The sequence below is a fragment of the Acinetobacter halotolerans genome (assembly GCF_004208515.1).
Classification (GTDB): domain Bacteria; phylum Pseudomonadota; class Gammaproteobacteria; order Pseudomonadales; family Moraxellaceae; genus Acinetobacter; species Acinetobacter halotolerans.
This window is the reverse complement of sequence record NZ_SGIM01000001.1, coordinates 230,498-244,762: the sequence shown is the minus strand read 5'-3', so window position 1 is coordinate 244,762 and position 14,265 is coordinate 230,498. Positions and strand designations below refer to the sequence as shown.

Here is a 14,265-nt window from a genome sequence, read left to right as displayed (position 1 = left end):
TTTACGCCGCTTCATTTGATGCATTTACATTCAAGATCGGTTACTTTTCCTCTTGTTTCTGCTGCAATATTTCACTTTGATTCGAGTCTAATAAAATTTGTTTTAGACGCATCATTTTGTATTTTTCTAAATTTTGTTGAATCTGATTTATTTTATCTTGACCTTCGTCGCTATCAAAATGACTAAGCTCACGTAGCGTGACCCACGCAGCTTGCATCTTGTCAAAATCATTGCCCTTTTCTAATTTTCTTTGCAACCAATTCGATAAATCGTGCACACGTTTTTGTATTTCAAATTGATACGCAAATAAACCGCTGGAGAGCGCCATCTCATCGAATTGACTGTACAACAACGTTTTGATTTGCTGCAATTGATGACTCTGTTGTTGCAAATAACTATTAAGAATTCCTTGTTGGAACCATACAGCCAATGCTGTCATTTCAGCGACGATAACATCTCGTTGCTCATACAAGCTATTTCGCTCAGCATGCTGCTTATCCAGACGAATATCACCTAAGTAATGCATGAGCCCGTGCTCCAAAATCGTATGAATCCCCCCTAAATCTAATTTTTTCCTATCTACCAAGATAGGTTGCGTAAGGCGATGTATGAGTTGCTCATGTTGTTCCTGTTCAAGCAGCAACGTTAGAATATCCACGTTATTTTGAATAGATCGCCATAAATTTATCAGTAGCGACTCAGCGCTTTGCGGTTCGATTCCATCTTTAGTAAGCGTCACTTTACGTTGCAAAGCATGTTGCATGCTACTTGACTGCACTAAGCTTTCTAGCACGACAGCGTCGGTTAATAATTGGGGGGCACTGGCAATCACCTCTTTGCTATAAGGAATTTGGAACTCACGTCCTCCCAGTATCCCACCTAACGATTTGCCCAGTGAATTTAAACCACGACCAACATCCATCAAAATATTGGTTTCTGATCCTCGTGTTTGCAAAATTTCTCTAGGAAGTAGAGTGCTCACAGCGTTATGCAAGATTTTCGAATAGGTTTTCTGATCAATTGCTTGGCGGTACTGACACAGCAAAGCAATGGCATATTCAGCATCACTGACATCGGGCTGATAGTTGGGCTGGTTGCGATGCAGTAAACAATCGATATAAGCATAAAAGGCGACTTCATTGCGTTGTGGCGAATGCTGCGCAGCCCACTCATATTGTTCTATCGCTTGGCTGTATTGTCCTGCACCAGCATACGCTTTCGCTAAAGCAATGGCATGTGCCGCACTCGGATCGTGCTGTTGAAAATAACTGAGTAAATCAATTTTAGGCTGTTGATCGAGACATGACTCAAGCTGGCGCACGTAGCCATTAATTTGCTGCGATGTCGGCTGCTGAACGACATAGTTCAGTTGGTACATCACACATTGCTCATACCATGCATACTTACGTGCATGAAACTCATATGCAGGGATCAATTCATTTTCTATCAGTTGAATCAACTGGGTTGTATAGAGAATATCTTCATCTGTCTCATGCTTAAATTTCCATTGCTTCGGTAAAGAGACTTTAAATAAACGCAAAAAGAAATTGGCACTGAGGTCTGGACTATCCATACTCACTAGCATTAATTTATCTTGCGTGGATAGGTGCGATTTACCTTTTGCAATCCGCGCTAAACGCAATTTTAAAATTTTAGTAGGAAGCATGTATTTCCTTGCGTATTATTCGGTTAGTGCTTTACTCAACTTATCATGACTGTGAATGCTTTAGCGAATAGCTTTAGACGAGATGCATACGCGGTAAAAAACTTAGGCTATACAATGTCGCTAAACCTTCACCTCAGTCAAAATCGTGTAAATTTATGGATTTGCATCATTCTCGATTTTAGCTTTTGTGCTTTTTTCGCTAAAATAGTCAAAACAGAATAGGAAAAATCTATGCAATACCGCTGCCCTAAATGTCAAAGCGTAAAAGTGATGCCTGTCAGTCAAGGTGCAAATAGCCCTCGTCCAAATGTACCGAAGAGTTTGGTGCTACTTGTTCCAGCAATTTTTATTTTATTAATTTTGGTGCTGATTAGCATTGCCATGTGGATTTTTGGCAATGGTGCAGGTCAAGGTCTACAAATTGCCACTGTTATTGTATTTGCTGTCTGTGTGATTGCGGGTGGCCTATTTTGGCGTGATCTACCTGATTTTAAAATTTCAATGCAAGCCTTTATGCAAGCACAGAAACATTGGAAATGCCGTGACTGCAATCACGAATGGCAAAATTAATACCTCGATCATAAAATCTCGTCGCTCCACATCAGCTTAGTGCTGATGTGGCGGATCTTGTTTTACTGGTTCAGCATGTGAATGAGTATGCTGACAATTCATCTCAGCATCATCCTCAATCTGTAAGGTCACTTCAGCAATATCATGTTGGTGTGTCAACATTTCTGTTGCGGCACGATGCAATTGTTTCCGATCAGCATTCGGCGCAAACAAATGTACAGTTAAATGAATATTCTTCGAGCTAATCGCCCAAACTTTCAATTGATGAATACTCTCAACGCCCTCTAACGTCAACAAGTCATTTCTTAATTTTTCAATATCAACTTCGTCTGGCACGCCTTCCAATAAAATATTGATACTCTGCTTTAATAAGATCCACGTTCTTGGTAATACCCAAAAACCAATGGCGACCGCAATAATCGTATCTACCCAATACCAATTGGTGTAATAAATCACAATCGCACCAATGATCACACCAACGGAACCCAAAGCATCACTGAGTACTTCTAGATACGCGCCTTTGATATTTAAACTTTCTGAAGCGCTGGACATCAGCATCTTCATTGAAATCAAATTAATCACCAAACCCAGTGTTGCCACAATCAGCATCCCCAAGCTATGAATTTCTGGGGGTTGGGTAAAGCGCTGATACGCTTCGTACAAAATGTACATCGCCACAAAGAACAGCATAGAAGCATTAAATAATGCCGCCAAAATTTCAAAACGTTGATAACCAAAAGTACGCTTGTTATCTGCTGGTCGCTTGGAAATTTGAATAGCCGCCAATGCAATCGCAAGTGCAGCCGCATCGGTAAACATATGTGCCGCATCGGAGAGTAATGCCAAACTTTGGGTCATTAAACCCGCAATAACCTCGACGACCAAAAATGTCGATGTGAGTACCAATGCAATGGTCAATTTTTTGACATTGCCTTCTGTCACTACTGCATGACTATGGTCATGACCTTGATGTCCACTCATGTTGGACTCCTCATTTGCGTGAAAAACAAAAACCGTCTATTTTCACTGTCATTTACTCGTGCTAGACGTCATCCACAACCTGCGTGCTATCCGCTATATACCGTTTCTGCGACGCTGTTTATGAAATGCAGAAAGTGAACAGGTTTTGTGGATGACAAAGTTTTTGGTTACTTTTTTAAAAAAGTAACGGAGTTAACGGATGAGATCAAGCTCATCACAGTAAGACTCCGCCATGAAATACAAGGGTCAACAATCCCTCTCATTCATCCAGCGATACACCACAGGCAAAATCACCAAAGTCAGTAAAGTCGATGAAATAATCCCACCAATCACCACTGTTGCCAATGGACGCTGTACCTCTGCACCCGTTCCAGTCGCGATTGCCATCGGAATAAAACCCAGTGATGCGACAAAAGCTGTCATCAGAACAGGACGCAAACGTAAGATTGCTCCTTGCCATGTGGCAATATGCAGATCGAACTGCTCACGTAGTTCTTTAATAAAACTCAGCATCACCAATCCGTTCAATACTGCAACACCCGAAAGCGCAATAAAACCCACGCCCGCAGACATCGACAATGGAATATCTCGCAACCACAATGCGACCAATCCACCAGACAAGGCAAATGGCACACCACTAAACACAAGTAAGCTTTCTTTAAAGTTGTGAAATACCGCCATCAATAAAGTAAAAATCGCAATCAACGCCAGTGGAATCACGATCTGCATACGTGCTGCCGCAGATGCCAAGTTTTCAAACTGCCCACCATATTCCAACCAATAGCCTGCGGGTAAAGGTTGCTGCTTCAGGGTCGTTTGCAACTCTTGCACAAATGAACCAAGGTCACGTCCTTCTACATTTGCCGTCACAATGACACGACGTTTACCATTTTCACGTCCAACTTGGCTCATGCCTGAGATGGTTTCGACTTTGGCGACATCTTGTAATTGAATCAGACCACCATTGGGTAATTGGATCGGGAGCTGCGCCAAGTTTTGTGCGGTGCGTTGATCGTCAGGTAGACGAATTTCAAAATCAAAACGACGGTCACCTTGTAAAATCTGACCGACATTTTGACCACCGACACTGGCCGCAACCACATCTTGAATCGTTTTCACCGACAAACCATATTGCGCTGCAAGCGCATTGTTAATATCCACATTTAATACAGGCAAACCACTGGTCTGTTCAACTTTGACTGCTGTCGCACCTGAAATCTTTTGTACTTTTTGAGCAATGGCTTGTGCTTGTGTATCGAGCACACTCATATCATCGCCAAATACTTTAATTCCCACATCACTGCGTATTCCTGAAATTAACTCATTAAAACGCAATTCAATCGGTTGAGAAAACTCACTGTTATTACCTGGAATGGTTTCTAAAAATGCTTGCATGCGGGTACGCAATGCATCAATGCTTTCTTTTGGGTTTTTCCATTGATCTTTAGGTTTCAATAAAATAACTGCATCAGAAATATTGGGTGGCATGACATCAGTCGCCACTTCAGCCGTACCTGTACGAGCAAATACCGCCTTCACCTCTGGAAAGTTTTTCAGAATCAACTTTTCAGTATTTTCCTGCATCCGCAAAGACTGTTCTAAACCTGTACTTGGCGACCGCATTTGTTGTACTGCAAAATCACCTTCACTCAGTTGTGGAGCAAATTCACTGCCGATTTGAGTGGTTAACACCCCAGTCAAGACCAAGATACTGATAGCAAATGTCACAACCACCATTTTGAATTGATAAGCCCAATCTAAGATCTGCTGATACTTCCCTTTTAAGGTCTGCATCCAACGTGATTCTTTTTCTTTGACTTCACCCGTAATGAATAATGCAACCGCGGCAGGTACAAAAGTCACCGACAGAATCATTGCACCCAGCAATGCCATCACCACCGTCATGGCCATCGGATGGAACATTTTCGCCTCTACACCTGTCAGTGCAAAAATCGGTAAATACACCACCATAATAATGGCTTGCCCAAACAATAACGGTTTACGTGCTTGTTTTGCTGCAAGAAAGACTTCTTTAAAGCGTTCTTGTCGGGTTAATAATCGCCCCGCATGATGCTGTGCCTCTGCAAGCCGTCGGATACAGTTTTCAACAATCACCACCGCACCATCGACAATGATCCCGAAGTCCAATGCACCCAAACTCATCAAGTTGGCACTGATATTCTGCTGTGCCATGCCCGTCAAGGTGAACAGCATCGAAAGTGGAATCACACAGGCTGTGATTAAAGCCGCACGGAAATTACCTAAGAAAATAAACAAAATCACGATCACCAAAATCGCGCCTTCAACTAAGTTCTTCTGCACCGTTTTAATGGCTTTGTTGACCAACGTCGTTCGGTCATACACCGTTTCAATTTCTACGCCTTTCGGAAGCGTCGATTGAATTTCTTGGATCTTTGCATCTACCGCTTGTGCAACAGTACGACTGTTTTCTCCCATCATCATCATGGCAATGCCGAGAACAGTCTCTTCACCATTATAGGTTGCTGCACCAGTACGTAAGTCATGCCCGATTGCAACCGTTGCAACATCTGACACACGAATCGGTGAACCATTTTTGATACTGACAGTGATGTTCTGGATATCTTCGATGGTACTCAACATACCCGGCACGCGAACCGTTAATTGTTGACCGTTCTCCTCAATGAAACCTGCGCCACGGTTTTCATTATTTTCCTGCAATGCGGTTTGAAATTCAGTGAGTGAAATCTGTAACTGTTGTAGGCGTTTTAAGTCAGGTGAAACGATATAGGTTTTGTTGTAACCCCCAATACTGTTGATTTCAGCAACACCTTTGACGCGCTGCAATTGTGGGCGCACGATCCAGTCTTGGATTTCACGTAAATCCATTGCGCTATAGGGCGTACCATCCTCTTTTTTCGCACCAGCTTTGGCTTTGACTACCCACTGATATATTTCGCCTAAACCTGTCGAAACAGGCGACATCACAGGATCAACCGCATCAGGCAATTGTCCATCCGCTTCTTGCAAACGTTGATTGATCAACTGTCTAGCCCAATAAATATCAGTGCCATCTTTGAAAATAATGGTGACTTGCGATAAACCATAACGCGAAATCGAACGGGTTTGTTCTAAGTCAGGAATCCCCGCCATTGCAGTTTCGATCGGATAGGTAATTCGCTGTTCAACTTCTAAAGCGGTATAGCCATTGGCTTGGGTATTAATCTGTACCTGCGTATTAGTAATATCGGGAACGGCATCAATCGGTAGTTTCTGATAACTCCACACCCCAATCGCAATCCATGTCATCACAAACAGCATGACCCAAATGGCATTTTTAATCGCAAACTGAATCAGGCGATCAAATAAGCCTTCAGGTTTTGGCAATTGAGAAGAATTAGTGTCCATGCTCAGCCTCTCCTTTTTCAAGTTCAGACTTCAACAAGAAACTGCCGACTGCGACATAAGATTGACCTGCTGTTAGACCCTGAGTAATTTCAACCCATTGCCCATCTTGGCTACGCTGTCCGATCTGTACTGGAACTGCACTAAAATCGAAACCTTTTTTTGGATTCGACTTCGCTACAAAAACCACATCTTTGCCTTCAATCTGTTGAATCGCTTCGGCACTGACTCGCATCACCGATGGCTGTGAACCTGCTTGTAATTCAACATTGACCATCAAATTTGGACGTAGCTCAGCCGCGTTCGATAAAACTTTGGCACGTACTTGTAAGCGACCTGTTTGTGCATCTGCTTCAGAGGTCAAGCTCTGGACTTGCGCGTTAAATTGATTGCCTGTTTGCAGCGATTTAAAACGAATTTGCTGATTCGGCTGTACATTGATATTGACCATGGTTGGCAATACAAACTCCAGCCAAAGTTGGTCTAATTGATCAATGGTAAATAGTTGATCTGCAAGCTGAACATTTTCACCAATCACAATATCTTTATTGCTAATCACACCACTGATCGGTGCTGTTAAGCGATAGCGTCCATTTGATCCTGAAGCTGCTCCAAATGCAGTTAAACGTGAGCGCGCTGCTTGTACTTGGATTTGGGCTTGGCGATAGGCGTTATAGGCGCGTTGATATTCTTGTTTAGCAGAAATACCTTGTGACCAAAGACTACGTTCACGCTCATAATCTTGTTTTGCCAAATCTAAGTTGGTTTGCGCAATTTGCAGATTGGCTTGTTGGTCAACCAAGTCAGGCACGAGCAAATTTGCCAATGCTTGTCCTCGTTTGACTTGTTGCCCTAACTCCACATATACGGACTCAACTCGCCCCGCAAAACTTGGGGAAACGTGCGCCTGACGATCGGTATTGACCGTCAGTTTTGCAGGGAAAGTTTGCACTTGATTGACTTCACCGAGCGCGACTTGAGCAAGCTTGACACTATACTGCTGCATCTGTTCGGCACTTAGACTTAAGCTTTCCTCTAACTCGTGCTCCTCTCCTGTGTCCGCCTGCTGATCTTTTTCATTTTCCTGATGCGAATGCCCTTGTTCGCCATGTTCCGCGCTTTCGCTGCTTTTGCGCTGACCACTCCACAACAACACGGCAGCCACAAGCATCGTTGCAATGACAATAATGGCAATCCAAACCCATTGAGAACGCATTTTTGCTTTAATCTTCATCTCGTTATTCTCCAGCTTGGTTTGGGAAAGCATTACTTTGTTGCCATATACGCTGATTCAGTTGCATCAGGGCATCTTTGGCGGTGATTTGTTCGGTTGAAAGCCCCATACGCGCACTTTGCACTTCGGTACTGAGTTGCCATGCTTGCTTTAACAATTGCACTTTACGTAAACGCACATCCTGTAGTTGCATGGTGGCTTGTTGCACATCGGTGACTGAAAATTTGCCTAAACGAAAGCCTTGCAAGGTTTTTTGCTGAACTTGATTCGCCAGTGGAATTTGCTGATCGTCGAGCTGCTTAAATTGCGCTTGTAAGCCCTTCAATTCAGCTAGACGAATATCAATATCCATCTGATTCTGCTGACGATAGGTCCGTTGTTGCTGCTGAATAAGGCTTTGTTTGGCTTGTGCAATTTGAACCCCATATTTTTGGGAGTTAAAAATATTGAGTGGAATTTCAACGCCTAAACGAATTTGGTTTTCGCTATATTGATCAGCTGAACGGGTGCGATTGACACCAAACGTCATGATCGGCTGTGGACGTGACTTGGCTTTGAGTTGGTCAATTTGCGCTTGTTGACGCTGCGTTTCTAACTGCAAACCTCGCTCAAATAAATTCTCATTTTGCTCAGTCACTGCCTTGATCTGCGTTGCTTTGGTCCATAATTCAGCCGTGCTTGCAGAAATTGAAAATTGATTTACGCTTTCTCCTGCAAGGCTCGCCAATTGCTTTTGTGCCAGTTGCAGTTGTAAATCCGCTTGTTGAAAGAGCCGCTGATTTTCCAAATGTGCGATACGAACCCGCTCCACATCGACTTGGGCAATGCTGCCTGCCTGATAACGTCTTTGAGAGGCATCCAAGTTTTGCTGGCTAACTTGTAATTGCTCAGCAATCACTGATTTTTCGAGTTGTAATAAAGCCACTTGTGCCCAAACATATTGCACGATCAATTCGAGTTCAGCGTCGTAGCGTTGCTGTTCCAAGTCAACTTGATTGACAGAAAGCTTAGCCACTTTTTGCGCCGCTTTACGCTGACCAAAGAGATCTAAAGGCTGTGAAATACCAATGGACAACTCTCGGTCTTGATCATTTTGAAAGCCTGTTTGCTCAATCGAAATACTCGGATTTGCCCACAAAGCACTTTGTTTTAGCTGCACACTCGCCATCTGTTGCTGTGTTTGCCAGCTTGACTGATTGTTTTGATAAGCACGAACCTGCTGCAAAATTTTTTCAAAATTAGAATTTTGCTGCACGACACTTGAACTTGCTGATACCTGATTGACATCGAGTACAGATTTCGCTGAGATGGATTGCCCGAAAACGACAGTCGAGAGAGCAATCCCCAATATCGACCACTTGAATGGTGATGAATGGACAGAATTTTTTAGCGTATGGGTACGCTGATTTAAACTTAAAGACATGTTAAGCCCCGCAAATAATAAGGTTGCGGTGGGCTATTTTCCGGCTACCCCACCAATAGCGGGGTCAGAACAGGCGGCGGATTGAGACTGGATAGATACGGAGACTGATACGAATTCGACCAATGGTATTTTTGTTTTAATTTTTGCGTCCGCAACATCGGCTGATCAAGCTGTTGCTGAACTTCAGGCGTAACCACATGAAAGCAAGACGGCAAATGATCGTGATGATCTTGCAAACTCACAGGCATAGGCAAATCAGTTGTATCTAATTTGGAAGTTTGAACCTGAGTCGTTGCCGCATCAATAGCATCAGGGACATGATGCCCAAAATGGCTGGAAAAAGTTGATTGCTGATTGGTATTTTCATGGGCGCAATAAGCTGCTGCCACATTCCAAAGACTTTGGAATATGAACAAACTTAGCAAGACGGTCACGAAAATACTGGAACGACGCAAATTTTTCTCTTTAGTCAAAAATTGCTCAGATGGACTATAGCAACTAAACTCGATGTAATAAAATTACATCTACGAATTCAGCCATAAAATCTTTTGTGTATGCAGAATGTGCGAATCATTAGATTTTTGCTGAGCGGTAGGAAACTGCTCAGTAGAGCAAGCAGTTTCCTAAAATATGAATCTGATTATTTACACTTCTGCTTGATGTCGCAGTGGTGAATATGCTTTTCTAAATGCACTTTAGCTTCTTGCTGAGACTGTAGATTTTTTTCTAGAAAAATCAAACCTCCATCAGCATTCGCCAAACTTACCGAAAGAAATAAAACCATGAAACATAACGTTGTATTTAATTTAATAGACATAACACTCACCTGATTTATATATTGCAATTCATCGGGTGGATAAATTCACACCCAAATAAAATGAATAAAAATTATTCGCTTAGGGTCTACTCATAATCAGCAGGTCTTGATCAAAAGACTTTTACTCAATCATGATTTACAAAACTTTGATGCAAATGTAACGATCAACATGACATCAGAATAAATATTCGAATGCGATATTAAGACCTCTATTAACAAGAGTGCTTTACATTTTTAATGTGCATCATCAAGCATGGAAGAACCCTTTGAAATAGATCTATTTCTGGTGGGCTTTTTGGCTACCCCACCTAAAGCGGGATGAGTACAGGAGGTCGGTTTAATCCAGACAAATAAGGGGACTGGTAATCATTTGACCAGTGATATTTTTGTTCTAATTCATGTATACGTAAAATTGGTTCATTGAGCTGTTGCTGCGTCGAGATAACAACAAGATGGAAACATGTTGGCAAATGATCATGATGATCTTGCAGGTTTAGCGGTTTTGATAAATCAGTATTAACTTCAGCAACGGTGAAAGAACTTACCTGATCTTTTGAGTTTTCTAAAAGATGATGACCGAAATGAGTAACGGCTATCGTTGCTTTGCTTGTAGTTTCATGACTGCAATAAGCCGCTGCCACATTCCAAATACTTTGGAATATGAACAAACTTAGCAAGAGTGTCATAAATACAGCGTAACGTCGCACGTTTCACCAACTGGTCAAAATTTGCCTTACTATAACAAGCAATGTGTATGTAATAAAATTACATTAGAAAAAATCATTAGCCTACAATTAATCAGAAACTAAAATGCAACTCACGAATCTTATAACAATTTGTATGACGAGAATGTAGACATCACCGCATGACTATGCTCATGCCATACACGATACTATGCACATTAGCATAAAGATTTAACCATCTCCTAACTCCACTCTTACGGAGCAATACTCCTCACGTCTTGCGCTTCGTTTAAACCAATGCTTTAAACTTGCTCAGGATCAGGCTCCATGTATCTGCCAAGTTGAGTATTGCAATAACGATGGCTAATATAAATGTAAAGGCTGAGCAATTCTCAGCCTAGAATTACAGCACAAAATGCAAATGGCTAACCATTCAATTTAATATGTTCCCTCCTTAACGAGAATAAATCCGGGCTTTCCTGCTCCAATAAATCTTCAAATCTATTCCAACCATTCGCAGCTATATACTTCGATTCACTACTGTAAATTGGAATCAACCAAACTATTACAACTGGTGATGCCATCTCATTAAAGGTTGCAAAGTCATCATCCAAGAATACTGGAATAGCACAATATAAAGCTTCAAAACCTATCTTCTTAGCTACATTTAATGGAAGCTCAACAACTTGACCTCGAAGAAGTGCTTGATGACTATTAAGAATATACTCACTCATAAAAAACATAAGTGAAACGATTTCTTCAGATATGCCCAAACCAGATATAGGCAGAATCAACTCATGTCGAATGCTCTTTGCATCAGATATTCTCAGTTCATGGCTACTTAAACCTATAGTTAAGAAAGTGTTCACCTCATCATATGGACTGTTTTCAAAACATACTATCTGAAGCCCATCCGATGACCGTTGATCTCTCCAGCCACGTGAAATTTTGCCAAGAAATTTCTCGGTATGCTCAATTATTGTCACAACTTAACTCCTTAATTATCAGAGCGATTGCAACTTGGGCATCGCAATCTAACATTTCTATTATACTCATCAAGCACTTGCTTCTATTCATATCTCTTAGATCACGATCCTTCCACTTTGGCTGATGATCTACATCCCAATCTCGGCGGCCTTGACCTGGTGCAACATCAACATCTTTATCACAGGTTGGACAAGCTTTTGTTCCGACCTTACTTCCATCAGCAGCATTATTCCATGAATCATGAACAGTTTGTTTACGGAAACTTGAAGGCCTTTTTGTGACATTTTCAGCAGCATCTTTTTTGCCCACAGCCTTTGCCACATCATCTACTTCACTCTTTAAAACTTTACTTGCCGCCCCCCTAATAACAAAGGACATCGCTAATAAATCACTCGTAGAAGAATAATTACTAGCAGTCTGCGAGTTTAAATTATTAAGAAAATTTGATGAAGTTCTCTCAAATGAAAACTGTTGCTGTATCAACCACGTATTATTAATCGTATTATGCATTTGCGTATTACGTAGAGCACTATCATCCATCATCCCCCATCCGTAATTCGGCATAAATGACAACCCACTAGGATCAATATGCATCACAGGATTACTTCCTGCATACACATACGGATTCAAACCACCTTCTAACCCAATCGGATCAGGCTCCATATAACGACCTGACTCAGGGTTATAAAAACGATTATGGTTGTAGAACTGGTTTGTACCTAAGACGCGGTGTGTTTTGGGATGAAAATAAAAACCAATTACTCACGAATGAATAATTGGTTAGGGTTTTACAGAATATTAAAGATTAACCAGTTTGGCATTCCACTGTACAATGGTGGAACGAGACAAACATATAGCGTAGTAATGGCTATAGCTACCGTAAGACCAGCGTTCGGAACACTACCTGATTCAACAGCTCTTATTATCCATAACCATTTTGTTTTCATTTAAATAAAAACAACCTGAACCATGGTAACTTCTGCCACCATCAATCGAATAATAATATTGAGTATTTTCCTGTAGTTGCTTAGGTTTTACAGTCTCGTTAAATTCGCTTGGTTTAACTCCATAAGTCCATTTATAGGTGTAATCATTTTTAAAATTAAACCAACTTATTTCCCTGCTTATCTTAATCTCCCATGCTGTTTCTTTTAAGGTGCCAGCAGGAACAGCACTATTATCCATTACATAAAATGTAAAACCACTATCAAGCTTTTTGGCATCACTTTTAGATAGCTCAAATACAATTCCTGTATTACCATTTCCCGAAACAAACAAATCAACTGTATCAGAGCATGCCACTAAAACAGGTATGAATAGTAAGCTATACAAATAACGCATTACCAGCTACCTCCAGCTCCTCGGTTTTTTATAATGTTAGGCAATCTACCTCTAAATACTCCTACAGCAAAATCACCTTGCTGTTCAATATTATATGAAGAAAATGGCTTATTAGTAACATATTGAAAATCGTAAACATTAATTTTATTCACAGTGTAATCCCACTGTAAAGATAACTCCGTCTTAAGAACATCAATACCTTGTTGATATTGCATAACATGGGTCATTTCATGAATAAATATATCTTGCAATGACGCACTCACACTACTAGATGTAGAAAAATAATTTCTATATTGGCTTTGTGGGAGGATTATATTGCCAAAAGGTGCTAGAGCTCTATTATCCTTAGTCCATGACACACTAATAATTCTTGGCAAATCATAATTAATTTTGTCTCCAATACACCATGCGACATAGCGATCTCACCTTGAGTCAAATTTCTTGATTGAGTGAACATATCAAATTTTAAAAATTGTTGAGCTCGTTGTAAAGCATCTACTCCTGACATACGATCGAAGGCTGCGTAGTATGTAATAAATAAATTAAGACCGTGTCGCCGTGAAGCAGTGGTTTTTATTTACCGTTCCTCTGGAAATATAATCTGGCTAGGCTGTACGATAATATTTGGTGGCAATACTTTTAATTGATTCATAATTTCAGTAAGCTCTTTTTGAAACGTAGATAAATCAAAAGTCAACTCAACCAAGTCATTATTAAACCAAACTTCCCAGTGAACTAGGTTATTCATATGAATAACCTTGACATAATCCCAACCGCCATCATCAGCTATTCCAGAAACATCTGTAAATATTAGATAATCCCCTGAAGAATAAATAGATTTTTCCAACTCAGATGGTACAACTAAGCCACCTTGATCAACGAATAACTTTAAATCAGATTTATCCGTAGGCCATATGAAGGCTGAATTTTCAAAGGGAATATAGCTTAACTCTATCGAAGCCTCTTCTTGAACGAGCTTAATACTTAAACCTAATTCATTCATATTTTTGTTCTAATTCATATATACATAAAATTTGTTCATTGGGCTGTCGCACGTTTCACCAACTGCTCAAAATTTGCCTTACTATAACAAGCAATGTGCATGTAATAAAATTACATTATCGAATGAGGTTGTTTCAATAAAGTTATCATTTTATTAAATTATGAAGTTACTTTAAA

At 40.8% G+C, this 14,265-nt stretch carries 14 protein-coding genes and 1 pseudogene; 1 reads left to right on the top strand and 14 read right to left on the bottom strand.

The window, feature by feature from the left end; all coding sequences use genetic code 11:
- Positions 1-40: 40 nt before the first annotated feature.
- Positions 41-1,666 (bottom strand): hypothetical protein, encoded by a 1,626-nt coding sequence (locus tag EXE30_RS01145; RefSeq protein WP_130160837.1) that lies wholly within the window; start codon positions 1,664-1,666, stop codon positions 41-43.
- Between the two features lie 231 nt (positions 1,667-1,897).
- Between EXE30_RS01145 and EXE30_RS01140 the strand changes: the two genes are divergently transcribed.
- On the top strand, positions 1,898-2,236 hold the full coding sequence (locus tag EXE30_RS01140; RefSeq protein ID WP_130160836.1) for a hypothetical protein: 339 nt from the start codon (positions 1,898-1,900) through the stop codon (positions 2,234-2,236).
- A gap of 36 nt (positions 2,237-2,272) precedes the next feature.
- On the opposite strand, the gene EXE30_RS01135 is transcribed toward EXE30_RS01140, so the two are convergent.
- The 13 genes and pseudogenes from EXE30_RS01135 to EXE30_RS01080 form a co-directional block, all read right to left on the bottom strand.
- A complete protein-coding gene (locus EXE30_RS01135; protein ID WP_130160835.1) occupies positions 2,273-3,217 on the bottom strand; it encodes a cation diffusion facilitator family transporter in 945 nt (314 codons plus the stop codon).
- A gap of 246 nt (positions 3,218-3,463) precedes the next feature.
- On the bottom strand, positions 3,464-6,604 hold the full coding sequence (locus tag EXE30_RS01130) for an efflux RND transporter permease subunit (RefSeq protein WP_130160834.1): 3,141 nt from the start codon (positions 6,602-6,604) through the stop codon (positions 3,464-3,466).
- Positions 6,594-7,835, bottom strand: a complete 1,242-nt coding sequence (locus tag EXE30_RS01125; protein ID WP_130160833.1) for an efflux RND transporter periplasmic adaptor subunit — start codon at positions 7,833-7,835, stop codon at positions 6,594-6,596. The genes EXE30_RS01130 and EXE30_RS01125 overlap by 11 nt, the downstream gene beginning before the upstream one ends.
- Before the next feature lie 4 nt (positions 7,836-7,839).
- Complete coding sequence (locus EXE30_RS01120; RefSeq protein WP_130160832.1) at positions 7,840-9,258, bottom strand: TolC family protein; 1,419 nt, start codon at positions 9,256-9,258, stop codon at positions 7,840-7,842.
- 44 nt (positions 9,259-9,302) lie between these two features.
- The gene (locus EXE30_RS01115) at positions 9,303-9,713 is read right to left on the bottom strand and encodes a cation efflux protein, CzcI-like (RefSeq protein ID WP_121928953.1); all 411 of its coding nucleotides are present in this window, start codon (positions 9,711-9,713) and stop codon (positions 9,303-9,305) included.
- A gap of 185 nt (positions 9,714-9,898) precedes the next feature.
- Positions 9,899-10,075: a hypothetical protein gene (locus EXE30_RS15825; RefSeq protein WP_165382346.1), complete on the bottom strand. Its 177-nt coding sequence runs from the start codon at positions 10,073-10,075 to the stop codon at positions 9,899-9,901.
- Positions 10,076-10,383: 308 nt separating this feature from the next.
- Complete coding sequence (locus EXE30_RS01110; RefSeq protein WP_407641617.1) at positions 10,384-10,782, bottom strand: cation efflux protein, CzcI-like; 399 nt, start codon at positions 10,780-10,782, stop codon at positions 10,384-10,386.
- A gap of 401 nt (positions 10,783-11,183) precedes the next feature.
- Complete coding sequence (locus EXE30_RS01105; RefSeq protein ID WP_130160831.1) at positions 11,184-11,744, bottom strand: suppressor of fused domain protein; 561 nt, start codon at positions 11,742-11,744, stop codon at positions 11,184-11,186.
- Entirely contained in the window at positions 11,731-12,255 is a 525-nt protein-coding gene (locus EXE30_RS16165; RefSeq protein ID WP_456049267.1) for a GH-E family nuclease, read from the bottom strand. The genes EXE30_RS01105 and EXE30_RS16165 overlap by 14 nt, the downstream gene beginning before the upstream one ends.
- A 60-nt stretch (positions 12,256-12,315) precedes the next feature.
- Positions 12,316-12,462: pseudogene (locus EXE30_RS16160) on the bottom strand (RHS repeat-associated core domain-containing protein); the annotation flags it as partial.
- A gap of 192 nt (positions 12,463-12,654) precedes the next feature.
- Positions 12,655-13,086 (bottom strand): hypothetical protein, encoded by a 432-nt coding sequence (locus tag EXE30_RS01090; protein ID WP_130160830.1) that lies wholly within the window; start codon positions 13,084-13,086, stop codon positions 12,655-12,657.
- Positions 13,086-13,445 carry a hypothetical protein gene (locus tag EXE30_RS01085; RefSeq protein ID WP_130160829.1) on the bottom strand — a complete coding sequence of 120 codons (360 nt, stop codon included), beginning with the start codon at positions 13,443-13,445 and terminating at the stop codon, positions 13,086-13,088. Before EXE30_RS01085 ends, EXE30_RS01090 begins: the two co-directional genes overlap by 1 nt.
- A gap of 218 nt (positions 13,446-13,663) precedes the next feature.
- Complete coding sequence (locus tag EXE30_RS01080; RefSeq protein WP_130160828.1) at positions 13,664-14,089, bottom strand: hypothetical protein; 426 nt, start codon at positions 14,087-14,089, stop codon at positions 13,664-13,666.
- Positions 14,090-14,265: the final 176 nt, after the last annotated feature.

Coding starts and splice junctions, on each gene's coding strand:
- EXE30_RS01140 (WP_130160836.1), top strand. CDS start 1,898: ATGCAATACCGCTGCCCTAAATGTCAAAGCGTAAAAGTGATGCCTGTC.
- EXE30_RS01145 (WP_130160837.1), bottom strand. CDS start 1,666: ATGCTTCCTACTAAAATTTTAAAATTGCGTTTAGCGCGGATTGCAAAA.
- EXE30_RS15825 (WP_165382346.1), bottom strand. CDS start 10,075: ATGTCTATTAAATTAAATACAACGTTATGTTTCATGGTTTTATTTCTT.
- EXE30_RS01090 (WP_130160830.1), bottom strand. CDS start 13,086: ATGCGTTATTTGTATAGCTTACTATTCATACCTGTTTTAGTGGCATGC.
- EXE30_RS01135 (WP_130160835.1), bottom strand. CDS start 3,217: ATGAGTGGACATCAAGGTCATGACCATAGTCATGCAGTAGTGACAGAA.
- EXE30_RS01130 (WP_130160834.1), bottom strand. CDS start 6,604: ATGGACACTAATTCTTCTCAATTGCCAAAACCTGAAGGCTTATTTGAT.
- EXE30_RS01080 (WP_130160828.1), bottom strand. CDS start 14,089: ATGAATGAATTAGGTTTAAGTATTAAGCTCGTTCAAGAAGAGGCTTCG.
- EXE30_RS01120 (WP_130160832.1), bottom strand. CDS start 9,258: ATGTCTTTAAGTTTAAATCAGCGTACCCATACGCTAAAAAATTCTGTC.
- EXE30_RS01125 (WP_130160833.1), bottom strand. CDS start 7,835: ATGAAGATTAAAGCAAAAATGCGTTCTCAATGGGTTTGGATTGCCATT.
- EXE30_RS16165 (WP_456049267.1), bottom strand. CDS start 12,255: ATGCATAATACGATTAATAATACGTGGTTGATACAGCAACAGTTTTCA.